We start from the raw sequence: 24,298 nt of genomic DNA, 5'->3' as shown, positions 1-24,298 counted from the left end.
TCGTCGGAGTCCGGGGCCGCGCATGTGTACTAATGGCGATCAGATGAACACTTTGAGTTATTGACACGCGTGGTGTTACCCTTCGCGCATGGTTGCTGAACCGACCCCGGAAACGCCCCTCGCCGTCAGACGGTCGATCTCGCTCCCGGCCGATCTCGCCGCCGAGGTGGAACAGCGCACTGATAAGAACGGGTTCTCCGCCGTGGTGGCAGAGGCCTTGGAGCACTGGGTCGCCATGGCCAAGCTGCGCGAGGTCGTGGAGGACAACGAGGCGCACGGTCACGTCACCGATGCCGACCGGCAATGGGCGGAGGAAGCATGGGCCGCCAGCGCCTGACCCGGGCCAAGGCCTCCCCGCGCCGGTGCGGGACGGTGGTCCTCGATGCCCAGGCGCTGTCGCTGGACGCCGAGCGCGATGGTCGTGTGGCTGCCCTGATCGCTGCCGCCGAGCAGGATTCGGCCCCGGTGGTCGTCAGTGCCATCACGCCCCTGGAAGTCCGCCGGACCGGGCGAGTCGGTGAGCGGCTGAAGTTCCTCCTCGCGCGGTACACCGTCGCCCCGGTGTCGGACCGGGTGATCGAGGCGGCGGGGGCGCTGCTCGACACCTCGGGGCTGGACGGGCACGAGTGCCTGGTGGACGCGCTGGTGGTCGCCACTGCAGCACTGTCCGAGCCTCCGGTGCGACTGGTCACCTCGGACGCCTCGCACATTCCCAAGCTGTGCCAGGCGGCCGGTCAGCTGGACGGGTTGGACGAGCCGCGCGTGATCACCGTCTGACGACGAGCGGGCCGACCCGCCCTGCACGGCCCGCGCGGCCCCGGACTCGTCGGAGTCCGGGGCCGCGTGCGTGGGTGGCGGGTGGGTCAGCGGGGCTGCTCGGCCTCCGCCTGGCGCCAGGCCTCCTCGGCCTTCGCCCAGAGCTCCTCCTGGGCGGCCCAGTACTCCTCCTCGGACTGGCCCTCGGGCACCTGCGCGATGCCGGGGCCGGTGGGCGGCGGGGTGGGGGCCAGGTGGTGGCCGCCGGCGCCGGGTGCCGGGGCGGGCGGGGGGAGGACGGTCACGGGCGGCCGCGCCTCGGTCGAGGACTCCTCGGTGGACCAGTCGGTGAAGGACTCGTCGGTGTCGGGCACCCAGGCGCCGGAGTCCGTCACCGGGGGAGCCGGGGTGACCGGTACGACCGGGGTGACCGGCGGGGCCGGGGGCGGGGGAGGGCCCGCCGGAGCGGCGGGGGCCGTCGGGGCGGTCTGCGCCGGAGGTGGCGGCGGGGGCGGCGGCGAGGCGTTCGGAAGGGTGGCGGGCGGCACCGCGGCCGCCGGGGCGCCGGCCAGACCCGCGGTCAGCGGGCGGGCGGACGGAGCGGGCGGCGCGGGTTCGTCGGCCGCATCGGGCGCGGACGGCTCCGGCTCCGGCTCCGGCGCCGGGCCCGCGGGGTCCTGCGGCAGCGGCGCCGGCACGGACTCGGGGGAGGGCGCCGGGGCGGGCGTCGGGGTGGGGACGGGCACGGGCAGCAGGCCGGCCGGCGGCCGCTCCGGGGCGGGCAGGGCCACCGACGGCCGCCCGAACTCGTCGGGGGTCGGTAACAGCTGCCAGACCAGGCCGCCCGCCGTCAGGCCGACCAGGATCGCGAAGGGGAAGGCCCCCGTCCTCGGTGTGCGCACGGAACCGGCCCCCTCCCCTTGGGTCCCTTGGTCCCACCTTAAGCGGGACTCTCGGGAAGGTTAAGAGGGAGCCGGTGACGGTCTCAGGCGGCGGGGCGGAGTTCCACGAGGGGGACGGTGCGGGTGGTGCGGGCGCGGAAGTCGGCGAACAGCGGTTCGACGGCGATCTGCCGTGCCCAGAGGCCCTCGTGCTCCTCCGGGTCGACCGGGACGGCGTGCGCGGCGAAGCGGTCGGCACCGAGCTCGACGGTGACCTCCGGGGCGGCCGCGAGGTTGCGGTACCAGAGCGGGTCGGCCGGGGCGCCGCCGTTCAGGGCGAAGACGACCACGCGGCCGCCGTCCCGCAGGTAGACCAGCGGGGTGGTGCGCGCCTCGCCGCTGCGCCGGCCGCGGGTGGTGAGCAGCAGCAGGTCCTTGCCGGCGAAGTCGCCGCCGACCACGCCCGCCGAGGCGCGGAACTCGTCGATCACGGCGCGGTTGTAGTCGTTGCCGCCGGGGGCGGGCTCGGGGTGGACGGCGTTCATCGGAGACCCTCCTGGACTGGTCCGGTTCGTCGGGACGAGCCTAGGAGCTGACACCGGTGTGAGGTTCAAGCGACTGTGACCGGAGTCACACCGCAAGAGCGGGAGGGAGCAGGGGCGCAGGGGCGGGAAAGGCGGAGGACCGGCCCTCCCGGAAAGGGGAGGACCGGCCCTCAGGACCTGTCAGGTGCTCAGGCTTCGCCGCCGGCGGCGCCCGGGTCGGCCGCGGCCACGTCCAGCAGCTGGTAGCGGTCGATCGCGTCCTTCAGCGCGCTGCGGTCGACCTTGCCCTGCTTGGCGAGCTCGGTGAGCACGCTCAGCACGACCGACTGCGCGTCGATGTGGAAGAAGCGACGGGCCGCACCGCGGGTGTCGGCGAAGCCGAAGCCGTCGGCACCCAGCGACTGGTACTGACCCGGCACCCAGCGGGCGATCTGGTCCGGCACCGCGCGCATCCAGTCGGACACGGCGACGAACGGGCCCTCGGCGCCCTGGAGCTTCTGGGTCACGTACGGGACGCGCTGCTGCTCCTCGGGGTGCAGCAGGTTGAACTCCTCGGCCTCCACCGCGTCGCGGCGCAGCTCGTTCCAGGAGGTCGCGGACCAGACGTCGGCCTTGACGTTCCACTCCTCGGCGAGGATGCGCTGGGCCTCCAGGGCCCACGGCACGGCCACGCCGGAGGCGAGGATCTGGGCCGGGACCTGGCCGGCGGTGGCGGGCGCGTACCGGTGCAGACCCTTGAGGATGCCCTCGACGTCGACGTTCTCCGGCTCGGCCGGCATCTTGATCGGCTCGTTGTAGACGGTCATGTAGAAGAACACGTCCTCGCCGTGCGGGTGCTCGGCGCTGGAGCCGTACATCCGGCGGAGACCGTCCTGCACGATGTGCGCGATCTCGAAGCCGTACGCCGGGTCGTACGAGACGACGCCGGGGTTGGTCGAGGCCAGCAGGTGCGAGTGGCCGTCGGCGTGCTGCAGGCCCTCACCGGTCAGCGTGGTGCGGCCGGCGGTGGCGCCGATCACGAAGCCGCGGGCGAGCTGGTCGGCCATCTGCCAGAACTGGTCGCCGGTGCGCTGGAACCCGAACATCGAGTAGAAGACGTACACCGGGATCAGCGGCTCGCCGTGGGTCGCGTAGGACGAACCCGCGGCGATCAGCGAGGCGGTGCAGCCGGCCTCGGAGATGCCGTCGTGCAGCATCTGCCCGGTCGGGGACTCCTTGTACGCCAGCAGCAGGTCGCGGTCGACCGACTCGTAGGTCTGGCCGAGCGGGTTGTAGATCTTCGCCGACGGGAACAGCGAGTCCATGCCGAAGGTGCGGTACTCGTCGGGCGCGATCGGCACGAAGCGGTTGCCGATGCCCTTGTCCCGCATGAGGTCCTTGAGCACCCGGACGAACGCCATGGTGGTGGCGATGGTCTGGTTGCCGGACCCCTTCTTGACCGCCTTGTACGCGTCGTCGCCCGGGAGCTCCAGCGCGCGCGGCCGCACCTTGCGGGTCGGCACGTAGCCGCCCAGCTCCTGGCGGCGGTCGTGCATGTACTGGATCTCCTCCGAGCCGCGGCCCGGGTGGTAGTAGGGCGGGTAGCCCTCTTCCAGCTGCTTGTCGGTGATCGGCAGGTGCAGCCGGTCGCGGAAGCGCTTCAGGTCCTCGACCGTCAGCTTCTTCATCTGGTGGGTGGCGTTGCGGCCCTCGAAGTTGGGGCCCAGCGTCCAGCCCTTGACGGTCTGGGCGAGGATGACCGTCGGCTGGCCCTTGTGCTCGCGGGCCGCCTTGAACGCCGCGTAGATCTTGCGGTGGTCGTGGCCGCCGCGGCCCAGGTGCTGGATCTGCTGGTCGGTCATCGACTCGACCATCTTGCGCAGCCGCAGGTCGCCGCCGAAGAAGCTGTCGCGGATGTACGCGCCGGACTCGGTCGCGTAGGTCTGGAACTGGCCGTCCACCGTGGTGTTCAGCTTGTTCACCAGGACGCCGTCGCGGTCCTGCGCGAGCAGCGGGTCCCAGCTGCGGTCCCAGACCAGCTTGATCACGTTCCAGCCGGCGCCGCGGAACTGCGACTCCAGCTCCTGGATGATCTTGCCGTTGCCGCGGACCGGGCCGTCGAGGCGCTGCAGGTTGCAGTTCACCACGAAGGTCAGGTTGTCCAGGCCCTCGCGGGAGGCCAGCGACAGCTGGCCGAGCGACTCGGGCTCGTCCATCTCGCCGTCGCCGAGGAAGGCGTAGACCTGCGAGTCGGAGGTGTCCTTGATGCCGCGGTGCTCCAGGTAGCGGTTCATCCGGGCCTGGTAGATCGCGCCGAGCGGGCCGAGGCCCATCGAGACGGTCGGGAACTCCCAGAAGTCCGGCATCAGCCGCGGGTGCGGGTAGCTGGAGAGGCCGTACGGGGCCTTCGACTTCTCCTGGCGGAAGGCGTCGAGCTGCTGCTCGGTGAGCCGGTCCAGCAGGAAGGCGCGGGCGTAGATGCCGGGGGAGGCGTGACCCTGGAAGAAGATCTGGTCGCCCGACTCGCCCTCGGCGTCCTTGCCGCGGAAGAAGTAGTTGAAGCCCACGTCGTACAGCGACGCGGAGGAGGCGAAGGTGGCGATGTGGCCACCGACGCCGATGCCCGGGCGCTGTGCCCGGGAGACCATCACCGCGGCGTTCCAGCGGGTCGCGTTGAGGATCTTGCGCTCGATCTCCTCGTTACCGGGGAAGAACGGCTCGTCCTTGGTGGCGATGGTGTTGACGTAGTCCGTGCTGCGCATCTCGGGCACGGCGACACGCTTCTCGCGGGCGCGCTCGATCAGCCGCAGCATCAGGTAGCGGGCACGCTCGCGCCCCCGCTCGTCGATGGCCGCGTCGAGCGACTCCAGCCATTCCGCGGTCTCCTCGGGATCGAAGTCCGGGACCTGACTCGGAAGGCCGCCAATGATGATCGGGTTGCGATCGGATCCGGAAGCCACGCTGTTCCTTCACTGTCGGTCGAAACTGAGGTGTGTCGCGCCGCCTCCATCGTGCTACCGCGCTCGGAGATCCGTCATCTCTACCGATCGGTAACCGCTCCCCCTGACAGAAGGAACGGTCTGGAGGTGTGCGGTTCGGACAGCATCGTCCGGGCCGCGCACCCCCGGGTGTTACGAAAAGAGGTGGTCCGACCTGGTTGCCCGCCCGTCCGATGGCGGACGGCCGGGGTGAGGGCCAACAGGAGACTCTACGCCCGCGCACGCGCGGACCCGAATGCCGTTCGCATCTCGGGCGTGCGTACGGCCTGCGGACCGGGACCTCCCGAAGCATCCTTGTCCTACGCAGAGAAGGGCAAATCGGTGTGATTCGCGACACGTCGCACGGCGTGTCCCGGTGCGACACGTCAACCTTTGGAGGGGATCGGGGGTCGGGTACTTGCGCGAACCGCCGCGCCCGTGTGGACTACGGCCACAGCCTCGGCATGGATGCCGAGCCGAATACTGGAGGTTATTCCCGTGAGCGCGACCGCGGACCCCGCGGACAAGTCCAACCCGGCAGCTCGTCTTGGCTTCGATGAGGGCCAGATCATCCAGGAGCTGGGGTTCGACGAAGACACTGACCAGGATCTCCGCGAGGGCATCGAGGAGATCACCGGTACGGATCTCGTCGACGAGGACTACGACGACGTCGCCGACGCCGTCCTGCTGTGGCACCGCGACGACGACGGGGATCTCACCGACGCCCTCGTCGACGCCCTGGAATACCTGGCCGAGGGCGGCCTGATCTGGCTGCTGACCCCGAAGACCGGTCGGGACGGCCACATCGAGGCCTCGGACATCGCCGACGCCGCCCGGACCGCAGGCCTCTCCCAGACCAGCTCCATCGCGGTGGCCAAGGACTGGGCGGCGACCCGCCTGGCGACCAAGTCCACGGCCAGGCCGGCCAAGCGCTGAGCATCCCCTGACGGGCCCGACCGGGCCCCGCCGGAGCTTCCTCCGGCGGGGCCCGGTCCTTTTGCGTTCCGGCTCGGAGGCTCCGACCAGGGGCGTTCGCCCAGGGCGAAAGGGGCGGCCCCGGACGGCCCAGCCCTCACCCGTCCGGCCGAACCGGGCCCGACGAAATGCAAGGATTGCGCTCGTCGCGCCCCGCAGCGCGGCTCCTTCGCGTCAGAAAGGTCCCACCATGGCCATCGAGATCGGCACCGAGGCTCCGGACTTCGAGCTGAAGAACCAGCACGGCGAGCTGGTCCGGCTCTCCGACTTCCGGGGCGGGAAGAACGTCGTCCTGGTCTTCTACCCGTTCGCCTTCACCGGCGTCTGCACCGGCGAGGTCTGCGCGATCCAGAAGGAGCTGCCGCGCCTGCAGAACGACGAGGTGCAGGTCCTCGGCCTCTCCAACGACTCGCCGTTCAGCCAGCGGATCTTCGCCGACCAGGAGGGGCTGGACTTCCCGCTGCTCTCCGACTTCTGGCCGCACGGCGAGGTCTCCCGGGCGTACGGCGTCTTCGACGAGGAGAAGGGCTGCGCCGTCCGGGGCACCTTCGTGATCGACAAGGCCGGCGTCGTCCGCTGGAGCGTCGTGAACGGCCTGCCGGACGCCCGTGACGAGCAGGAGTACCTGAAGGTCCTCGGCGCGCTCTGAGCCCCTGCGGACGGTGCCGGGGCGTCCCTGGGTGCCCCGGTGCCCCGGTGCCCCGGTGCCCCGGTGCCCCGGTGCCCCGGGCGCCCCTGGCGTCCCCGGCGGCCTGGGGGTCCCCGGGTGGGCCGGCCCGGGCCCGGACGGCCCGGCGGGGCCCGAGTCCGCGGGCCGGAGGGCGTCCGGACGGCAGCGCCGGAGCCCGGTTCGGGGCCGCGTCGGACCGGTTCGCCCGCGCGGACGGGAACCCGGCACTACGATCGGTCCGTTGGCTGGTCAGAGGCCCGGTGGCGGTCCGCCGCCGAAGCCTTGAACCGCACCACGGGGGCACCAGGGCGTGCCTCCCGATTCTTGGAGGACAAGTGGGTGTCAGCCTGAGCAAGGGCGGCAATGTCTCGCTCACCAAGGAGGCCCCGGGCCTGACCGCCGTTATCGTCGGCCTTGGCTGGGACGTCCGCACCACCACCGGCACGGATTTCGACCTGGACGCCAGCGCACTGCTCTGCAACGACCAGGGCAGGGTCGGCTCGGACGGCAACTTCGTCTTCTTCAACAACCTGAAGAGCCCCGACGGCTCGGTCGAGCACACCGGTGACAACCTCACCGGTGAGGGCGAGGGCGACGACGAGCAGATCAAGGTCAACCTGGCCACCGTGCCGGCCGACGTCCAGAAGATCGTCTTCCCGGTGTCGATCTACGACGCCGAGAACCGGACGCAGAACTTCGGCCAGGTCCGCAACGCCTTCATCCGCGTGGTCAACCAGGCGGACAACAAGGAGCTGGCCCGGTACGACCTCTCCGAGGACGCCTCCACCGAGACGGCGATGGTCTTCGGCGAGCTGTACCGCAACGGCGCCGAGTGGAAGTTCCGCGCGATCGGCCAGGGGTACGCCTCCGGCCTGCGCGGCATCGCCCAGGACTTCGGCGTCAACGTCTGAGTCGGGTGGCGGGGGGCCGGTGACGGCCCCGACGGAACGATGACGGCCGGGGCGGCCGCGGGCGCGGGACGCCGGCGGCCGCCCCGGCCGTTGCGCGTCGCGCGGCCCCGGACGGCCCGGGCGGCGTGCCGCTCCGCCGCCCGTTCACCCGCGGTACCCCGTGCGTTCGCCAGTCGGGCGTCCGGCAGGTCCCCCGTGCGCCGGGCCGACTGCTTCGTGCGCCCCGGCTTCGAACCGGCCCGCCGCACTGGAAGGATGGGAGTTCAGGAAAGTTCAGCCGGCCGGAAGGGGCCGGCCGGGGTCGCGGGGGAATAGACCTGAGATGCGCCCCGGGAGGCAAGGGAGGAACGACAGTCATGAGTGTCACGCTCGCCAAGGGTGGGAATGTCTCGCTCACGAAGGCCGCGCCGAATCTGACGCAGGTCCAGATCGGTCTCGGCTGGGACGCCCGGTCGACGACCGGCGCGCCGTTCGACCTCGACGCGAGCGCGCTGCTCTGCTCGGGCGGCCGGGTCCTCGGCGACGAGTACTTCGTCTTCTACAACAACCTCAAGAGCCCCGAGGGTTCGGTCGAGCACACCGGTGACAACCTCACCGGTGACGGCGACGGCGACGACGAGGTCGTCCTGGTCAACCTGGACCTCGTGCCGCCGCAGGTCGACAAGGTGGTCTTCCCGGTGTCGATCTACGACGCCGAGTCGCGCCTGCAGAACTTCGGCCAGGTGCGCAACGCCTACATCCGGGTGGTCAACTCCCTGGACGGGCAGGAGATCGCCCGGTACGACCTCTCCGAGGACGCGTCCAGCGAGACCGCGATGATCTTCGGCGAGCTGTACCGGTACGCCGGCGAGTGGAAGTTCCGCGCGGTGGGCCAGGGCTACGCCTCGGGCCTGCGGGGCATTGCCCTCGATTTCGGCGTAAACGTACAGTAAAGGCCGCGATCGTCGCGTTCGACGTATTCGCCCCGTCGGACGTATCCGACGTCCTCGACGCCATGAACCCGAAAGGTAACCAAGTCCCGTGTTCCTCCGCACATTCGGCTGGTCATTCGCGATCACCATCGCAGGGCTGATCGCCGCCGGCCTGCTCTGGGGAGCCGAGGGATTCGGCATCGTGCTGATCCTCTCCATCCTGGAGATCTCCCTCTCGTTCGACAACGCGGTGGTCAACGCCACGGTGTTGAAGCGGATGAACCCGTACTGGCAGAAGATCTTCCTCACCGTCGGCGTGCTGATCGCCGTCTTCGGTATGCGGCTGATCTTCCCGCTGCTGGTCGTCGGCCTCACCGCGCACCTCAACCCGGCGACGGTCATCGACCTCGCACTGAACAGCGACAAGACGTACGAGGGCTCCACCTACGCCCAGTACCTGGAGGCGGCCAACCCGGCCATCGCGGCCTTCGGCGGCATCTTCCTGCTGATGATCTTCCTCGACTTCATCTTCGAGGAGAAGGACTACAACTGGCTGGCCTGGATCGAGCGCCCGCTGGAGAAGGTCGGCAAGCTGGAGGCCTTCTCCACCGTCGTCGCCCTGGTCACCCTGCTGCTGGCGTCCAACTTCTTCGCCGGGGACCACGCCGAGACGGTGCTGCTCGCCGGAGTGCTCGGCCTGGTCACCTACCTCTCCGTCAACGGGCTCTCCTCGGTCTTCGAGTCGGGCCTGGAGGAGGACGCCGAGAAGGAGGAGGCCGCGGAGAAGAGCGGCAAGTCCATCGTCCAGGTGGGCGGCAAGGCCGCGTTCTTCCTGTTCATGTACCTGGAGGTGCTCGACGCGTCGTTCTCCTTCGACGGCGTGGTCAGCGCGTTCGCCATCTCCAGTGACATCTTCCAGATCACCCTGGGCCTCGGCATCGGCGCGATGTACATCCGGTCGCTGACCGTCTTCCTGGTCCGCAAGGGCACCCTGGACGACTACGTCTACCTGGAGCACGGCGCGCACTACGCGATCGGCGCGCTGGCCGTGATCCTGATGGTCGGCATCGAGTACCACATCCCGGAGATCGTCACCGGCCTGATCGGTGTCGCCTTCATCGGCCTCGCCCTGGGGTCGTCGGTGCTGCGCAACCGCCGCGAGGCCGCCGCGGGCGGCGGGGACGGCGAGCGGGAGTTGGTGAGCTCGGGCAAGTAGCCCTCCCGCAGGACCTCGGAACGCCGGAACGGCCGCCCCTCGGAGTGAGGGGCGGCCGTTCCGGCGTTCCGGTCTATGCGTGTATCCGTGTATCCGTTGATCCGTGGTCCGAGGCGTCCGCGGTCCGGGGTCCTGCTGTTCCGGCGTCCGGTGGTCGGCCTCCGGTGGTCGGGAGCCCCGGTGCCCGGGGCCCGACCACCGGCGCTCCGGCGTCCCGCTGTTCCGGGGGCCTCAGCCCAGCTGCTGCTCGATGGCGCGCAGCTTGCGCTCCAGCGAGTCCAGCTTGGGCATCGAGAGGGTGTCGTCGTCCGCCGTCAGGTCGATGGTCGAGCTGCGGTAGGAGGACGAGGACGACAGCGACGACGACAGCGAGGCGGAGGAGGACGTCGAGGTCGAGGTCGAGGTCGAGGACAGGGACGAGGAGCCGACGGCGGCGCGCGGACGGCGGCCGGCGTCCAGGGCGCCCAGCGAGGCGGGCTCCAGGGCGGAGGAGGAGAGAGCGTCGGCCTCGGCGGCTAGGGCAGGCTCCGTAGCGGTCGGGCCGTCTCCGGCGGACGCAAGGGCGGGCACCTGGCGGCCGCCGCGGCCGCGCGAGAGCATCCCGCCCTGGCGGGAGATGGCCTTCAGCTCGGCGCGCTCGCGACGGTCGGCGCTCCGGGCGCGCACCTTCGCGTCCAGCTTCGCCTGACGCTCCTCGCGCACCTCCTCGACCGCCTCGTCCAGGCTGCGGACGTTCTCCAGCAGCATCAGCGACCAGGCGGCGTAGGTCTCGCGGGGCGCGCGCAGCCAGCGGACGATCCGGATCTGCGGCAGCGGACGCGGCACCAGGCCCTGCTCGCGCAGCGCGGCCTTGCGGGTCTGCTTCAGCGCACGGTCGAACAGGATCGCCGCCGAGATCGACATGCCCGAGAAGAACTCCGGGGCGCCGTCGTGCGACATGCCGCGCGGGGCGTGCACCCAGTTGAACCAGGCCGAGGCGATCGCGAACACCCAGACCAGCAGGCGCGAGCCGAGCGCCGCGTCACCGTGGCTGGCCTCGCGCACGGCGAGCACCGAGCAGAACATCGCGGCGCCGTCCAGACCGAACGGGACGAGGTACTCCCAGCCGTTCGACAGGCCGAGGTTCTCCTTGCCGAAGCCCACCAGGCCGTGGAAGGAGAGCGCGGCCGCGACGCCGGCGCAGCAGAACAGCAGGACGTAGGAGGAGATCCCGTAGATCATCTCCTTGCGCCGGCGGCGCTCCTCGCTGCGCTCCCAGGAGTCGCCCGACTCCTGCTTCTTGGTGTTGTTCTTGAAGCGCAGCGTCGCCACCAGGATGGCGGTGAACAGCAGGGCTGCGCCGCCGATGACGGTCCAGACCAGCTGTATGGAGGTCAGGTTCATTGCGGGTCGGGCCTCGGGTTTCCGCAGGGGACAGGTCACAGTGCGACGCAAGTGGTCAGGGCTCGTCCCCGGGACCGGGCCTGACGATGCGTCGTTGTCGACGGGCGTCCGACGCACCCGGACAGGGGGCGGGCGGGACACCTGTGCGGCTAGACGATATCGCGTCCGAAGTGGCCGCATGGTACGGGAGGGGAGCTTCGCCCCGCCAATCGACCCGCCGGTGGCCGCGGGGTGGCCGTCCCCTGGCCGTTCGATGCCGTTCCGGTGGTGCCGGCGGCGGGCCCGGAGGGCGTCCCGGAGCGTCCCGGAGGGCGGCTGGAGGGCGGCCCGGCGGTGTCCGGTAAGCGGTGGTGGGTAAGGAGTTCGGGTACCCGGTGGCGGGCTGATGCCCGATCATGGAGCGGTGGACCGTCAGATCGACTGGCGGGGCTGGGGGAGGACGGCATGGCCTCGATTTGGGAGTACCTGCGCGGGGAGCGGAACAGCCTCGACACGGGCGGTCAGTACAAGGTCACCCTCACCAAGTCCTCGCCGCAGCACGCGATCACCGGTGCGGCGGCCACCACCGGCTACCTGTACGTCAACCTGCACTGGACCACCCGGATAGGAGCCCCGCGGGCCTCCGGCCGGGACGCCCTCCGGCGCCTGCTCAACCCGCGCATCCTCCGGCCGATGGAGCCGGACTCCGCGCAGAACACCCAGGTCAACGTCGACCTCGACCTGGCCTGCATGTACGAACTCACGGACGGCAGCCGGGGGGTGGTGCAGCCGCTGGGCGGCTACTTCGGGGACCTCCAGCACGCGCCGTTCGTGAAGCTCAGCGGCGACGACCAGTACGGGGCCCCGTCCGGCGAGACGATGTACGTCAACCTGGAGAAGAAGGACCAGTTCAAGCGGCTGCTGATCTTCGTGTACATCTACGACGGGACGCCGGCGTTCGAGCAGGCCAACGCCGTGGTCACGATCGTGCCGCAGTCCGGGCCGCGGATCGAGATCAAGCTGGAGGAGCGGGCCTCGGCGGCGCGGTCCTGCGCGGTGGTCCTGATCGAGAACACCGGGGACAACATGCTGACGGTCCGCCGGGAGGTGCGGTACGTGAACGGCTTCCAGGCCGACATCGACCGGTTGTACGGCTTCGGGATGCAGTGGCAGCGCGGTTACAAGGGGCCGTCGGGGACGGAGTGAGCACAGCGGGGTGAGTCCGTCGGGGTGAGCCCGTCGGAGCGGGCTCGTCAGACCGGGCCGTGCCGGGACCACCGGCCGGCGGTCCGGGCCCTGTGGAGCGCGGGGCGCGGGCCCCGGGCGCCGCGGCGGGGGTGCCGCCGCGGCGGGCCGGGTCAGCGCGGCTGGAACTGCGGGCCCTGCGGCGGCAGCGCGAACTCCTCGGCGGCGGCCGGCGGCTGCGCGGGCTGCTGGGCCGACGGCTGCTGTTGCTGCTGGGGGGCGGCGGCACCGGCCTGCGGGTAGCCGTAGCCGCCCTGCTGCTGGGGCTGCCCCTGGGGCTGCTGCGGGTAGCCGTACCCGGAGGCGGGCGCGGGCTGCTGCGGTTGCGGGTAGGGCTGCTGCGGCGGGTAGCCGTAGCCGGGACGCTGGGCGGGCGGCGGGTAGCCGTAGCCGCTCTGCTGCTGGGGCTGTCCCTGGGGCTGCTGCGGGTAGCCGTACCCGCCCTGCTGCTGCGCCGGGGGCGCCGTCGGGGCGGGCGGGGCGGTCGGCGGCACCGTGGGCGGGGCCGTCGGCGGCGGGGGCGTGTTGGCCGGGATCCCGGCGGTCGCCGGGGCGGGGGAGGCGGCCGGTGCCACGGCCGGCGGCTGCGGGACGGCGGGAGCCAGGGTGAACGTACCCGGTTCGGGGCGCGGGGCCGGCCTGGGGTCGGGCAGTGCGGTGCGCGGGTCGGCGGCGGGAGCGGACGGCTGGGCGGTGGCGGCCGGAGGGGCGGCCGGGGCCTGGGCGTCGCCCTCGTCCTCGACGGTGATGCCGAAGTCGGTGGCCAGGCCGATGAGCCCGGTGGCGTAGCCCTGCCCGACGGCGCGGAACTTCCACGCGCCGGCCCGGCGGTACAGCTCGCCCGCGACCAGCGCGGTGACCTCGTCGGCGTCGGCCATGCCGAACTCGGCGATGGCGGGCAGGCCCTCGCCGGCCGCGGCGTCGAAGAGCAGCAGGCGCAGCCCGCTCACGGCGCGGAACGAGCCGCCCTCGGAGGAGCCGGCCAGCACCACCCGGTCGACGCCGGTGGGAAGCTTGCCGAGCTCGACCTCGACGGTGTCCGCGATCTCGGCGCCGCCGGAGGTCTGGTGCTTGGGCAGGTGGCGGACCAGCCCGGACGGGTGGCGCGGCTGGTTGTAGAAGACGAAGTCGGCGTCCGAACGGACCTTGCCGTCGGTGCCGAGCAGTAGTGCGGAGGCGTCCACGTCCGGCGCACCGGGCGTGGCGCTCCAGCGCAGCACGGCGCGGACCGCCGCCACCGGCAGTGCGATGTTGGCGCCCTTGGCCATCACGTGCGTCATAGCCGACCATCCTGCCTGTTCGCCACCCCTTCGGACAACGTGACCGGAGGTGGCGGAACGGCGGGACTTTGCCAATGCTTGCGCTTTGTGAAGCGGAAGGTAACCTTCCGAGAATTCGATGTTTCGGAACCCCGTTCGACCTGGCGACGTCCGTACGATGAGCCTCGGGGTGGTCCGAGGGTCCGGTCAAGGGGGACCGGGCCGGTGCCCGCCCGGGAACCATCGCGGCCGGCGGACCTGTTGATCCGGGTGTCGCCGCCGTCCGGTCCCCCGCTCCCGCGTCCCGTTCCGCGTTCCGTTCTCGCATCCGCCGGACCGGCGGCCGAACCCTGAGGAGAGCACCTTGCGCCACTTCGGCCACCTCGCGGACGACGTACGCGACCGGCTCTTTCTCGAACAGCCGCGGGCCTTCACCGCGGACGGTGACGCGGCGGTCCTGGCCACCGCGCTCGGTGCCACGCTCTACAGTCCGGCGACCAGGCCGACCCTGCGGGCCGACATCCGCAAGCAGGCCGCGCAGGGGGTCGTCTCGATGGTCCTCTGCCTGGAGGACGCGATCGCCGACCACGAGGTCCCCGCCGCCGAGGCCAACCTGGTGGCCCGGCTCGGAGAGCTCTTCGACGAGGTCGCCGGGGCCACCGCGAGCGGTGAAATCTCCACGGGTTGCACACATGATCTGCCCCTCCTCTTCATCAGGGTGCGGACCCCCGCGCAGATCACCGACCTCGCCGACCGGCTCGGGCCGGCGGTCGGCCTGCTCACCGGCTTCGTCCTGCCGAAGTTCACCGACGAGACCGGCGGCGACTTCCTGGAGGCGCTCGCCGCCGCCGAGACGGCCACCGGCCGGCGGCTGTTCGCCATGCCCGTCCTGGAGTCACCCGAACTGGCCCACCTGGAGACCCGCCGGGAGCAGCTGTTCGGCATAGCCCGCCTGCTCGACAAGTACCGCGAGCGGATCCTCGCCGTGCGCCTCGGCGTCACCGACCTCTGCTCCGCGTACGGCCTGCGCCGCTCGCCCGACCTGACCGCGTACGACGTCGCCCTGGTCGCCGCCGTGATCGGCGACGTGGTCAACGTGCTCGGCCGGGCAGACGGCACCGGCTTCACCGTCACCGGACCGGTCTGGGAGTACTTCCCGGTCCAGGAGCGGATGTTCAAGCCCCAGCTGCGCCGCACCCCGTTCGCCGAGGCCGAACCCTCCGGGGAGGCGGTGCGGCAGCGGATCATCGAGCACGACCTCGACGGGCTGATCCGCGAGATCGAACTCGACCGCGCCAACGGCCTGCTCGGCAAGACCTGCATCCACCCCAGCCACGTACCCGCCGTGCACGCCCTCTCGGTCGTCACGCACGAGGAGTACAGCGACGCCCGGGACATCCTCGACCAGGAGCGCGGCGGCGGCGGTGTGATGCGCTCGGCGTACACCAACAAGATGAACGAGGCCAAGCCCCACCGGGCCTGGGCGGAACGGGTGCTGCTGCGCGCGGAGGTGTTCGGGGTGGCCCGCGAGGACGTCAGCTTCGCGGAGCTGCTCTCGGCCTGCCTCTGCCGCTGAGGGGCGTCCGGCGGCGGCGCTCCGGCCGGTCGGGCTCAGGCCCGCCGCTCCGCCGTCCCGCCGTTGAACAGCCCCGTTCAGTCGATCTTCCCCAGATGTGAACCGCACCACCGAAAGCAGGACCCGTAGTGACAGGACGTCTCGTGGCAGCACCGCAGGAGTGGACCGGCCGATGGGTCGCCGAACGGGCCGGCATCGGCCTCACCGGCTCCGAGCGGCTCCCCGAACTCGTCGGCCTCGCCCTGCGGGAGAACCGCAAGCGGGCCCACCTGCTGGTCTCCACCGTGCTCGGCAAGCACGTCCCGCAGCGTCCCGCCGTGGTGCACGGCGCCGGCCTCGACCTCGGCCACCGGGTGCGCGAACTGCTCGGTGACGAGGCCGCCGCGGGCGCCGTCGTGCTCGGCTACGCCGAGACCGCCACCGGCCTCGGCCACAGCGTCGCCGACGGCCTGGACGCCCCGTACCTGCACTCCACCCGCCGCCCGGTGCCCGGCGTCGAGCCGGTCGGCGGCTTCGAGGAGGAGCACTCGCACGCGACCAGCCACCTGCTGCTCCCCGCCGACCCCCGGCTGCTCGCCGGGGACGGGCCCCTGGTGCTGGTGGACGACGAGTTCTCCACCGGTACCACCGTGCTCAACACCATCCGCGCCCTCCACGCCGGCCACCCGCGGGACCACTACGTGGTGGTCGCCCTGGTCGACCTGCGCGGTGCCGCCGACCGGCAGCGGCTCGCCGACGTCGCCGCCGAGCTCGGGGCCCGTCTCGACCTGGTCGCCCTGGCCGACGGGGGCGTCGAGCTCCCCGCGGACATCCTGGACCGGGCCGAACGGCTGATCGCCGAGGCCGGTCCGGCGCCCGAACCGCCGTCCGCGCCCGCCGCGCCGCTGGTCCGCGTCGAACTGGCCTGGCCGACCGGCCTGCCCGAGGGCGGACGGCACGGCTTCACCCGCGAGCACCGGGCCCGGCTCGACGCCGCGCTGCCGGCACTGGCCGGGCAGCTGGCGGACGCGGTGGCCGGTACGGGTACCGGGTCCGGTGGCGCGGCGGACGCGGCAGGTGCGGCGGGAGCGGTGGACGCGGCAGGTGCGTCCGGGGCGTCCGACGGCGGGCGCGTGCTCGTCCTGGGCTTCGAGGAGCTGATGTACACGCCGCTGAGGCTCGCCACGGGCCTCGCGGAGCGGCTTCCCGGCGGGGCCGAGCGGGTCCGCTACTCCACCACCACCCGCTCGCCCGTCCTCGCCGTCGACGACCCCGGGTACGCCATCCGCACCCGGCTGGCCTTCCCCGCCCACGACGACCCCGCCGACGACTCCCCGCGTGAGCGGTACGCCTACAACGTCGCCCCCGGCGCCGACCCGTCCCGCCGCTTCGGCACCGTCGTCCTGGTGGTCGACGACGTCGCCGACACCCCCGCGCTGCACGAGGGCGAGCGGGCCCTGCTCGGCCAGCTGCGGCAGGTCACCGACCGGGTGGTGCTCGCCGTCCTGCCGTCGCACCGTCCCGCCGCCGCGCCGTCGGCCGGTGCGCCGTCGGCCGGTGCGCTGTCCTCGGCCGTCGGTGCTGTGTCCGACGACGACGCGTCCCGGCTGCCGAGCCCGCTGTACGGTCCGGAGTTCTCCTCCTACCGCGCCGACGAGGTGGCCTGGCTGCTCAAGGACCTCTCCGGCGTCGCCCTGGAGGCACCCACCGAGGAGCGCGAGGAGGCCGTGCAGAGCGGCGGCGCCCACTACGCGGAGTCGCTGCCGGTCGAGTACCAACCGAGCCCCGAGTACCAGGAGCTCTTCCACCAGGCGCTGCGGATCTCCGCCCGGCGGATCGCGCTCGCCGTCGGCACCGTCGCCGAGACCCTGCTGGCCGAACGCGGCCGGGGCCTCGTACTCGCCTCGCTGGCCCGCGCCGGGACACCGGTCGGCGTCCTGATCCGCCGCTGGCTGGCCGCCGGCCACGGCGTCGACGCCCCGCACTACGCCGTCTCGATCGTCCGCGGCCGCGGCATCGACCCGGTCGCGCTGCGCTACCTGGCCGCCCACCACCGGGCGTCCGACGTGGTCTTCGTCGACGGCTGGACCGGGAAGGGCGCGATCACCCGCGAACTCGACGAGGCCCTGGCCGGAACCGGCTTCGACCCCGGGCTGGCCGTCCTCGCCGACCCCGGCCGCTGCGTGCGCACCTTCGGCACCCGGGACGACTTCCTGATCCCCTCCGCCTGCCTCAACTCGACCGTCTCCGGCCTGGTCTCGCGTACCGTGCTGCGCACCGACCTGATCGGCCCGGACGACTTCCACGGCGCCAAGCACTACACCGACCTGGCCGGCGCCGACGTCTCCGGCGCCTTCCTCGACACCGTCGCCGACCACTTCGACGCCGTCCGGGCCGAGGCCCTCGACGCCGCCGCACGGTTCCTCGACGCCGGACGGGCAGCGGACCGCACGCCCGACTGGGCCGGCTGGGCCGCCGTCGAACGGATCAGCGCCGAGTACGGCATCGACAACATCAACCTGGTCAAGCCCGGCGTCGGCGAGACCACCCGGGTCATGCTGCGCCGCGTCCCCTGGCGGGTACTGGCCCGTCGCGGCACCGGAGCCGACCTCGACCACGTGCGCCTGCTCGCCGCCCAGCGCGGCGTCCCCGTCGAGGAGGTCGACGACCTGCCGTACTCGTGCGTCGGCCTGATCCACCCCCGCTACAGCCGGGGAGCGACCGGCGCCTCCGGCACGGCCGTCCTGGCGAAGGAGTCCTGAACCCGATGAGCAGCCCCCGTGGCCCGCTGCCCCGCGACTTCCTGGTCGCGAGCGACCTCGACCGCACCCTGATCTACTCCAACCGCGCCCTCGCCCTGGACGTGCCCGACCGGCTCGCGCCGCGGCTGCTCTCCGTCGAGGTGCACGACGGCAAGGCGCTGTCGTTCATGACCGAGCAGGCCGCCGCGCTGCTCGTCGAACTGGCCCGCGAGGCCCTGCTCGTCCCCGCCACCACCCGCACCCGGGCCCAGTACGAGCGGGTCAACCTGCCCGGCCCGACACCGGGCTGGGTGCCGTCGTACGCGATCTGCAGCAACGGCGGGCGGCTGCTCGTCGACGGCGTGCCGGACGAGGACTGGGAGGCCGAGATGGCCGGCCGGCTGGCCGCCGGTGCGGCGCCGCTGGCCGAGGTGGTCGAGCACCTGGCGCTCTGCGCCGACCCGGAGTGGACGCACAAGCGCCGGGTCGCCGACGAGCTCTTCGCCTACCTGGTGGTCGAGCGGGCCGAGCTCCCGGCCGGCTGGCTGGACGAGCTCACCGGCTGGTGCGGCGAACGCGGCTGGAACGTGTCGCTCCAGGGCCGCAAGGTGTACGCGGTGCCGGGGCCGCTGAGCAAGAGCGCCGCCCTCGCCGAGGTCCGGCGCCGGGTCGGCGGGCCGGCGGGTGCCGCGGCCGGTGCGGGTGTCGTGGACGGTGGGGGTGTCGTGGCTGCCGCGGGTGCTGCGGACGGCGTCGGCTCCGGTCCCACCGTGCTCGCCGCGGGCGACTCCCTGCTGGACGCCGACCTGCTGCTCGCCGCCGACGCCGGCTGGCGCCCCGGGCACGGCGAACTGGCCGACAGCGGCTGGACCGCTCCCGGCGTCACCGCCCTCGACGAGGTCGGGGTCGCGGCCGGCGAGGAGATCGTCCGGCAGTTCCTCGCCCGTGTCCGGGGCGAGGTGGACGACCTCCTGCCGACGGCGGTCCGCTGACCGCCGCCCGCGAGCCTTCGTCTGTGTCCGTGTCCGTGTCTGTGCCGGTGACTGTGTCTGTGGCCGACGCCGGGCGCTAGCCGCAGCACCCGCCGCCGCAGCAGCCGCCTCCGCCACCGGAGGCCTGCTGCGGCGCGGCGCCGGACGCGGACCCGCCGGTCACGGCGACGGCGGAGAGCAGCTTGACGGTGTCCTCGTGCCCCTGGGGGCAGACCGCGGGATCGTTGGCCTGCGCCATCGTGCGGCGGAGCTCGAACGTGGCACCGCAGGAGCGGCAGCGGAAGTCGTAGCGTGGCATACCCCGCAGCGTAGCCGGGCCCCGCTCCCGACGGCCCCCGGTTCCCCGCTTCCCGCCTCCGCCGGCCCGTCCCTGACCGACTTCCCCTCCCGCTACCGGTGCCCGCTGCCCAGGTCGCCGCGGATCAGTTCCACCACGTTCGCCGCCGTCTCCCGCACCGCGGCCAGCTCGGTCAGGAACCGCCAGTAGTCCGGGTGCCGCCCGGCCTCCTCCAACTCGGCCGCCGCCCGGTCCAGCCGCGCCACCGCGGCGTCCAGCGGAGCGGCGTGCCGGGGGTCCGGCGCATGGCGCCCGGCCATCGCGAGCCGCTGCGCGTCCCGCAGCGCGAACCTGGTCCGCTCGATCTCCCGGCTCGGGTCGTGCTGCACCTCGTTCAGCTGCCGCAGCCGCTCGTTCACCGCGACCACCGAGCCGTCCGCCGTCTCCAGCAGCGCCCGCACCGTGCCCAGCGCGCCCGTGGCGTCGGGCCACCGCTGCTCGTCGCGCGCCCGCGCCGCCTCGGCCAGCTTCCCCTCGGCCGCCCGCCGGGCCTCCACCACCTGGTCCGGCACCCGCTGCAGGTCCTGCCAGCACGCGAGCGTGAACCGCCGGCGCAACTCGCTCAGCGCCGGCTCCACCGTCTCGGCCTTGGTCTCCAGCGCCTGGATCCGGGTCCGCAGACTGGCCACCCGGCGGTCGATCTCCCGCGCCCGCTCCGGCAGCTGCGCCGCGTCCGCCGCGATCGCGTCCGCGCGCTCCTTCACCCGCTCCGCGCGCTGCAGGGTCGCCGCCACCCCGTGCCGGCCGGCCCCCTCGTTCAGCCGCCCCAGCTCAGGCGCCAGCTCGGCCAGCCGTGCCGCCAGGTCGTCCGCCCGCAAGCCGGCGCCGCGCACCGAGTCCAGCGCGTTGGTCGCGGCCAGCAGCGCCTGCTTGGCCTGCTCCACCGCCGGGGCCACCCGCATCAGCTGCGACTCGGCCCGGTCCAGCGAGGGCTGCAGCTTCCGCAGGAAGTCGTTCAGCTCCGCCAGCGCCGAGCCGAGCTGCCCCTTCACGTCGTCCAACTGGTGCTTGGCCCGCGCCGCCGCGCCGGACTCCAGCTCCTCCGCGTCCAGGTCGTGCGCGTCCAGGGCCGCCAGGTAGTTGACCGTCACCTGGTCCACCCGGCCGGAGATCCCCTCGAAGTCCGCCACCGCCCGCCGGGCCGTCGCACTGTCCCCGACCGCGCGCACCGTCTCCACCGCTAGGCGGACCTCGCGCTGGGCCGAGTCCACCTCGTAGAACGCCTGCTGCGCCGCGTCCCGCGCCGCCCGGGCGTCCGACCGCATGCCGTCACCGCCACGCCGCCCCCACCAGCCCCCACCGGCACCGAAGGACGCGGCCCCGGCCGCACCCAGCACACCCGCGACGACCAGCGGCAGCACCAGCGCCTCGGCCATCACACCCCCGGCCCGCCGCCGCCCCCGCCCGCCTCCGCCGGCCACCCTCACTGTGCGCTCCCTGCTCCGACAGCTGATCCACCGCCCATTGTTCCCGATCAGCCCACCCCACCGGCACCCCACCCGTCCCACCCACCGACCACGTGCACCACACCGCCCCGGGGACCAGGTACCCTAGGCACTCGTCGTGCGCCCTCCACAGGCCCATGACCAGGGGCGCGTAGCTCAGTGGTAGAGCGCTGCTCTTACAAAGCAGATGTCGGCGGTTCGAAACCGTCCGCGCCCACAGCGGAGAAGGGCCAGTTCGGAGGCAGCATCCTCCCGAACTGGCCCTTGATCGTTCCCGTACCCCTGCCCACCCCGTGCCACCGGGGCGCCGGAAGCCTCCGGACACGGCGTGAACGCTCAGCTGTGCCAGGTCCGGCTGTCCCGGGCCACGGCGAAGACCTGGTCCACCTGATCGCTCCGAAGCCGAGGCAGCCGCCCGGACAGGTGCCGGTCCACGTGTGCGCCGTCCAGCAGCAGGACCGGGGACAGCGTCGATCCGATCGTGATCGAGGCCGCCCCCACCACGGCGACCACCGGCTGAACCGGCACCGGGAATCCGGAGCGTGCCGACAGTACTCGTGCGACCTTCGCCGATTCGCTCCGGCTCACGGGCGCGTAGCGGGTGGGTGCGCGGTTCACGGTGATCGCCTGGTCCCCCTGCCAGACGGCGGCGCCCCGGTGGTGCTTCGTGTTGACCGTGAAGACGCCCGGCGGCCCGATGACCAGATGGTCGATGTCGGTTCCACTGGAGAACTGCACCGAGTGGAGTACCTTCCACCCGTCACGGCGCAGGCGGTCCAGCCGACGGCCGACCACACGCTCGCCCCGCAGGCCGACCGCCCACGTGTGGGCCTGCGTCTGCTCCGTGCTGAGCCAGTAGGCGAGGCGTCGTTTGATCCGACTCGGCTCAAGCTCGCCGATCTTCCGGCGGATGGAGTCGCCGGGAGCGTTCTGCGCCAGATCGAAGCCGGTCGGCGCAGGGGGCGCGGCAGGTGGTGCGGCAGGTCGCCCAGGAACGGGTTCCATGCCGCCGGGCGCGGCCGTCTCCAGGTGAGCGGCCAACACGCGCTCGACGAGGGCCCTTCGGCTCTCGTCGCCGACCACGGTCTCGCCGGTCCTGAAGTCGTACCAGCCGAGGGCCCTGTCGGCGCCGCGCTGGTTCACGTACAGCCGGTCGTGCCCGTGCCGGCGCCAGCGTCCGACCGTGAACTCGTCCATCCCCACCCCCGAGACAGCGACCATCCGACGGTCCACCACAGCACGGTGACGGCCGACTGCCAAGAGGGCGTAGGGCCGAGCGGAGCGTTGGCTGAGGCGGGTGGGGCGGTCGGACGAATCCCGGGCGCGACGGGACGGGCGGCCGCAGGAAGAACTCTTGGAGTCCGGCGGGGGCCGGGGGAGGCCGGAGGCTGTCGGCGGTGGGGGATCCGCCGCCGGTTGGCGGGGTGGAGCGGGACCGTTCGTCACCGTACGAGCCCGGTCGGCGGGGAACGGGGGCACGTTGCCCGGTGCTGGGCGAGTACCGATGATGGGCGCGTTTGCTGCCGCTTCGTGTCCGTCTGCCCGGGAGGGGTCCCTCGATGCGCTCGACCACTGTCCGTGTGTTCACCGCTCTCACCGCCGCCGTGTGCGGCGCCGTGCTCGCCGCTCCGGCGGCGGTCGCGGACCCGCCGCCCGGTGTCGTCCCGGCCGCCGTCGATCTGGTGGGGGTGGGCGTGGACACCACGCAGGGCTTCATGAACCAGACGTCCAGCGACTACAACGCCGTCGTCGCGCCCGTGCTGCCCAAGCTGTACAGCTGGGACGTCACCGGGATCAACCCGATCACGCCCAAGACGGGTGCGGTCTCCATCGCGCGGCCCGACGGTTCCGGCCAGGGCCTCACCGCGCTGGCGATCAACACCGCCGCGACCGTGAACTACAGCCGCTCCTCGCGCGGTCCGGTGGCGGGCGATCCCACGCCCTACACGTTCGTGCCCTTCGCCAGGGACGCGGTGACCTGGTCGGCCAAGGCTGGCGGCAACGCGCCCGCCAACCTGACCACTGCCCAGCTCAAGGGCATCTACGAGTGCTCGATCACCAGTTGGGCCCAGATCTCGGCCTCCCTGCCGAACGTCGCCATCAAGCCGTACCTCCCGCCGGCGATCTCGGACACCCGGACGGCGTTCCTCAAGGCGATCGCCGTGAGCACCCCGGGCGTCTGCGTGACGGCGGGCCCCCGCAACGACCGCGGCATCGACCCGGTGCTCAACGACGCCAACGTGGTGTTCCCGTACTCGGTCGGCACCTACGTGGCCCAGGTGTACCGGGGGCACGGCACGGCGGTGGAGAGCCCCGGCCCGCTGACGCTGCGCAGCATCAACGGGATCGCGCCGGTCAACGCGTCGAACAGCATCAACCCGGCGTTCCTCGGCACGGTCTACGGGCGGACGCTCTACAACATCGTGCGCACCGGGGAGTACACGGCGACCACCCCGTACGCGACCGCGTTGAAGAGCGTCTTCGGCCCGCAGGGCTGGATCTGCGCCCACCCCGCGGTGATCGTCGACTACGGGTTCGTCCCGATCGCCGCCTGCGGAAGCACCGTCACCACCTGACAGCGGGGAGGGGGACGGCGGAGGGGCCGGTTCCGTGGGCGTGTCCACGGGCCGGCCCCTCCGGCGCCCCCGGGTGCGGGTGCCGGCGGTGCGGGTGATCATCGGGGCGGGAGCGACGGAGGCGGGACCGGCGGACGGCGGGTGAGGTACGGATGGACGACGGAGCGGGGGGAACGACGGGAACGGCGGGGACGGTGGGCGCACCGGGGGAGAGCCGGGCGGAGTTGTCGGCGCGGTTGAACTGGTTGCGGGCGGCGGTGCTCGGGGCCAATGACGGGGTGGTGTCGACGGCCGGGATCGTGACCGGGGTGGCGGCGGCGTCGGAGTCGCGGGCGGCGTTGCTGGCGGCCGGGGTGGCGGGGCTGTTGGCGGGGGCGATGTCGATGGCGGCCGGCGAGTACGTGTCGGTGAGCACGCAGCGGGACACCGAGCGGGCGGCGCTCGCCAAGGAGCAGCGCGAGCTGGAGGAGGACCCGGAGGGGGAACTGGACGAGCTCACCGGGTACTTCCAGGGCAGCGGTCTGGAGGACCGACTGGCCCGGGAGGTGGCGGTGGCGCTCACCGAGCGGGACGCGCTCGCCGCGCACGCCCAGGCCGAGCTGGGCATCGACCCGGACGTGCTCACCAACCCGTGGCAGGCCGCCCTGGCCAGTGCGGCCGCGTTCACCCTGGGTGCGCTCGTCCCCCTGCTGGCGGTACTGCTGCCGCCGGAGTCGTGGCGGATCGCGGTGACCGTGGCGGCCGTGCTGGCGGCGCTCACCGTGTCGGGCTGGACCAGTGCCCGGCTGGGTGGCGCGCGGCCCGGCCGGGCGGTGGCGCGGAACGTCGCCGGCGGGCTGCTGGCGATGGCGGTGACCTACTGCGGCGGTTCGCTGCTGGACCGCGTCACCGGGTGACGGACGGGTTCCGCCTCGGGAGGCGGGCCCGGGCGGCCTGTGTTTGTGTGGGGGTCCGTGTGGGGGTG

The 24,298-nt window shown here is 72.7% G+C and carries 21 protein-coding genes and 1 tRNA gene; 14 read left to right on the top strand and 8 right to left on the bottom strand.

From position 1 onward, the window contains the following. Positions 1-88 precede the first annotated feature (88 nt). Together OG550_RS11595 and OG550_RS11590 are read left to right on the top strand one after the other, a co-directional pair. Positions 89-337 carry a hypothetical protein gene (locus tag OG550_RS11595; protein ID WP_327676637.1) on the top strand — a complete coding sequence of 83 codons (249 nt, stop codon included), beginning with the start codon at positions 89-91 and terminating at the stop codon, positions 335-337. Further along, positions 319-777: a type II toxin-antitoxin system VapC family toxin gene (locus tag OG550_RS11590; RefSeq protein WP_327676635.1), complete on the top strand. Its 459-nt coding sequence runs from the start codon at positions 319-321 to the stop codon at positions 775-777. Before OG550_RS11595 ends, OG550_RS11590 begins: the two co-directional genes overlap by 19 nt. A gap of 86 nt (positions 778-863) precedes the next feature. Here the strand turns inward: OG550_RS11590 and OG550_RS11585 are convergent, their stop codons facing one another. The 3 genes from OG550_RS11585 to aceE all read right to left on the bottom strand — a co-directional run bounded on the left by OG550_RS11585 (position 864) and on the right by aceE (position 5,121). Next, positions 864-1,658 carry a hypothetical protein gene (locus tag OG550_RS11585; RefSeq protein ID WP_327676633.1) on the bottom strand — a complete coding sequence of 265 codons (795 nt, stop codon included), beginning with the start codon at positions 1,656-1,658 and terminating at the stop codon, positions 864-866. A gap of 83 nt (positions 1,659-1,741) precedes the next feature. Then, the gene (locus OG550_RS11580) at positions 1,742-2,182 is read right to left on the bottom strand and encodes a nitroreductase/quinone reductase family protein (protein ID WP_327676631.1); all 441 of its coding nucleotides are present in this window, start codon (positions 2,180-2,182) and stop codon (positions 1,742-1,744) included. Between the two features lie 188 nt (positions 2,183-2,370). Further along, positions 2,371-5,121 carry a pyruvate dehydrogenase (acetyl-transferring), homodimeric type gene (gene aceE, locus OG550_RS11575; protein ID WP_327676629.1) on the bottom strand — a complete coding sequence of 917 codons (2,751 nt, stop codon included), beginning with the start codon at positions 5,119-5,121 and terminating at the stop codon, positions 2,371-2,373. A gap of 516 nt (positions 5,122-5,637) precedes the next feature. Between aceE and OG550_RS11570 the strand changes: the two genes are divergently transcribed. The 5 genes from OG550_RS11570 (at position 5,638) to OG550_RS11550 (ending at position 9,822) form a co-directional block, all read left to right on the top strand. Further along, entirely contained in the window at positions 5,638-6,075 is a 438-nt protein-coding gene (locus tag OG550_RS11570) for a DUF3052 domain-containing protein (protein ID WP_327676628.1), read from the top strand. Positions 6,076-6,304: 229 nt separating this feature from the next. Beyond that, entirely contained in the window at positions 6,305-6,763 is a 459-nt protein-coding gene (locus OG550_RS11565) for a peroxiredoxin (RefSeq protein WP_327676626.1), read from the top strand. 356 nt (positions 6,764-7,119) lie between these two features. Next, positions 7,120-7,695 (top strand): TerD family protein, encoded by a 576-nt coding sequence (locus OG550_RS11560; protein ID WP_327676625.1) that lies wholly within the window; start codon positions 7,120-7,122, stop codon positions 7,693-7,695. A gap of 356 nt (positions 7,696-8,051) precedes the next feature. Beyond that, positions 8,052-8,627: a TerD family protein gene (locus OG550_RS11555; RefSeq protein ID WP_327676624.1), complete on the top strand. Its 576-nt coding sequence runs from the start codon at positions 8,052-8,054 to the stop codon at positions 8,625-8,627. Between the two features lie 88 nt (positions 8,628-8,715). Beyond that, positions 8,716-9,822 (top strand): DUF475 domain-containing protein, encoded by a 1,107-nt coding sequence (locus tag OG550_RS11550; protein ID WP_327676623.1) that lies wholly within the window; start codon positions 8,716-8,718, stop codon positions 9,820-9,822. Positions 9,823-10,053: 231 nt separating this feature from the next. On the opposite strand, the gene OG550_RS11545 is transcribed toward OG550_RS11550, so the two are convergent. Next, entirely contained in the window at positions 10,054-11,205 is a 1,152-nt protein-coding gene (locus OG550_RS11545) for a DUF2637 domain-containing protein (protein WP_327676622.1), read from the bottom strand. A 444-nt stretch (positions 11,206-11,649) separates the two neighbouring features. Here OG550_RS11545 and OG550_RS11540 point away from each other — a divergent pair, with 444 nt between their 5' ends. Continuing rightward, positions 11,650-12,390, top strand: coding sequence for a Tellurium resistance (locus OG550_RS11540; protein WP_327676621.1), 741 nt, complete (start codon positions 11,650-11,652; stop codon positions 12,388-12,390). A gap of 152 nt (positions 12,391-12,542) precedes the next feature. On the opposite strand, the gene OG550_RS11535 is transcribed toward OG550_RS11540, so the two are convergent. Beyond that, the gene (locus tag OG550_RS11535; protein WP_327676620.1) at positions 12,543-13,709 is read right to left on the bottom strand and encodes a TerD family protein; all 1,167 of its coding nucleotides are present in this window, start codon (positions 13,707-13,709) and stop codon (positions 12,543-12,545) included. 343 nt (positions 13,710-14,052) lie between these two features. On the opposite strand from OG550_RS11535, the gene OG550_RS11530 reads away from it, so the two are divergent. The 3 genes from OG550_RS11530 (at position 14,053) to OG550_RS11520 (ending at position 18,976) form a co-directional block, all read left to right on the top strand. Next, a complete protein-coding gene (locus OG550_RS11530) occupies positions 14,053-15,264 on the top strand; it encodes an HpcH/HpaI aldolase/citrate lyase family protein (protein WP_327676619.1) in 1,212 nt (403 codons plus the stop codon). A gap of 143 nt (positions 15,265-15,407) precedes the next feature. Then, positions 15,408-18,005 carry a phosphoribosyltransferase gene (locus tag OG550_RS11525; RefSeq protein ID WP_327676618.1) on the top strand — a complete coding sequence of 866 codons (2,598 nt, stop codon included), beginning with the start codon at positions 15,408-15,410 and terminating at the stop codon, positions 18,003-18,005. Between the two features lie 5 nt (positions 18,006-18,010). Next, complete coding sequence (locus OG550_RS11520; protein ID WP_327676617.1) at positions 18,011-18,976, top strand: HAD family hydrolase; 966 nt, start codon at positions 18,011-18,013, stop codon at positions 18,974-18,976. 76 nt (positions 18,977-19,052) lie between these two features. On the opposite strand, the gene OG550_RS11515 is transcribed toward OG550_RS11520, so the two are convergent. Together OG550_RS11515 and OG550_RS11510 are read right to left on the bottom strand one after the other, a co-directional pair. Beyond that, positions 19,053-19,274, bottom strand: coding sequence for an FmdB family zinc ribbon protein (locus tag OG550_RS11515; protein WP_327676616.1), 222 nt, complete (start codon positions 19,272-19,274; stop codon positions 19,053-19,055). A 92-nt stretch (positions 19,275-19,366) separates the two neighbouring features. Beyond that, positions 19,367-20,689, bottom strand: a complete 1,323-nt coding sequence (locus tag OG550_RS11510; RefSeq protein WP_327683816.1) for a hypothetical protein — start codon at positions 20,687-20,689, stop codon at positions 19,367-19,369. A gap of 214 nt (positions 20,690-20,903) precedes the next feature. Here OG550_RS11510 and OG550_RS11505 point away from each other — a divergent pair. Continuing rightward, positions 20,904-20,975 (top strand) — tRNA-Val (locus OG550_RS11505). 119 nt (positions 20,976-21,094) lie between these two features. Here the strand turns inward: OG550_RS11505 and OG550_RS11500 are convergent. After that, on the bottom strand, positions 21,095-21,979 hold the full coding sequence (locus OG550_RS11500) for a nuclease-related domain-containing protein (RefSeq protein ID WP_327676615.1): 885 nt from the start codon (positions 21,977-21,979) through the stop codon (positions 21,095-21,097). Between the two features lie 338 nt (positions 21,980-22,317). On the opposite strand from OG550_RS11500, the gene OG550_RS11495 reads away from it, so the two are divergent. Together OG550_RS11495 and OG550_RS11490 are read left to right on the top strand one after the other, a co-directional pair. Then, positions 22,318-23,334, top strand: coding sequence for a substrate-binding domain-containing protein (locus OG550_RS11495; RefSeq protein ID WP_327676614.1), 1,017 nt, complete (start codon positions 22,318-22,320; stop codon positions 23,332-23,334). Between the two features lie 152 nt (positions 23,335-23,486). Beyond that, positions 23,487-24,230 (top strand): VIT1/CCC1 transporter family protein, encoded by a 744-nt coding sequence (locus OG550_RS11490; protein ID WP_327676613.1) that lies wholly within the window; start codon positions 23,487-23,489, stop codon positions 24,228-24,230. Positions 24,231-24,298: the final 68 nt, after the last annotated feature.

Source organism: Kitasatospora sp. NBC_00458 (genome assembly GCF_036013975.1).
Classification (GTDB): domain Bacteria; phylum Actinomycetota; class Actinomycetes; order Streptomycetales; family Streptomycetaceae; genus Kitasatospora.
This window is presented reverse-complemented; position numbering and strand designations above follow the sequence as displayed.

What these genes read in the sequence shown, in the direction of transcription:
- OG550_RS11500 (WP_327676615.1), bottom strand. Translation starts at nt 21,979, where the DNA reads ATGGTCGCTGTCTCGGGGGTGGGGATGGACGAGTTCACGGTCGGACGC.
- OG550_RS11490 (WP_327676613.1), top strand. Translation starts at nt 23,487, where the DNA reads ATGGACGACGGAGCGGGGGGAACGACGGGAACGGCGGGGACGGTGGGC.
- OG550_RS11590 (WP_327676635.1), top strand. Translation starts at nt 319, where the DNA reads ATGGGCCGCCAGCGCCTGACCCGGGCCAAGGCCTCCCCGCGCCGGTGC.
- OG550_RS11595 (WP_327676637.1), top strand. Translation starts at nt 89, where the DNA reads ATGGTTGCTGAACCGACCCCGGAAACGCCCCTCGCCGTCAGACGGTCG.
- OG550_RS11555 (WP_327676624.1), top strand. Translation starts at nt 8,052, where the DNA reads ATGAGTGTCACGCTCGCCAAGGGTGGGAATGTCTCGCTCACGAAGGCC.
- OG550_RS11535 (WP_327676620.1), bottom strand. Translation starts at nt 13,709, where the DNA reads ATGACGCACGTGATGGCCAAGGGCGCCAACATCGCACTGCCGGTGGCG.
- OG550_RS11580 (WP_327676631.1), bottom strand. Translation starts at nt 2,182, where the DNA reads ATGAACGCCGTCCACCCCGAGCCCGCCCCCGGCGGCAACGACTACAAC.
- OG550_RS11495 (WP_327676614.1), top strand. Translation starts at nt 22,318, where the DNA reads ATGCGCTCGACCACTGTCCGTGTGTTCACCGCTCTCACCGCCGCCGTG.
- OG550_RS11545 (WP_327676622.1), bottom strand. Translation starts at nt 11,205, where the DNA reads ATGAACCTGACCTCCATACAGCTGGTCTGGACCGTCATCGGCGGCGCA.
- OG550_RS11510 (WP_327683816.1), bottom strand. Translation starts at nt 20,689, where the DNA reads ATGGCCGAGGCGCTGGTGCTGCCGCTGGTCGTCGCGGGTGTGCTGGGT.
- OG550_RS11515 (WP_327676616.1), bottom strand. Translation starts at nt 19,274, where the DNA reads ATGCCACGCTACGACTTCCGCTGCCGCTCCTGCGGTGCCACGTTCGAG.
- OG550_RS11565 (WP_327676626.1), top strand. Translation starts at nt 6,305, where the DNA reads ATGGCCATCGAGATCGGCACCGAGGCTCCGGACTTCGAGCTGAAGAAC.
- OG550_RS11520 (WP_327676617.1), top strand. Translation starts at nt 18,011, where the DNA reads ATGAGCAGCCCCCGTGGCCCGCTGCCCCGCGACTTCCTGGTCGCGAGC.
- OG550_RS11540 (WP_327676621.1), top strand. Translation starts at nt 11,650, where the DNA reads ATGGCCTCGATTTGGGAGTACCTGCGCGGGGAGCGGAACAGCCTCGAC.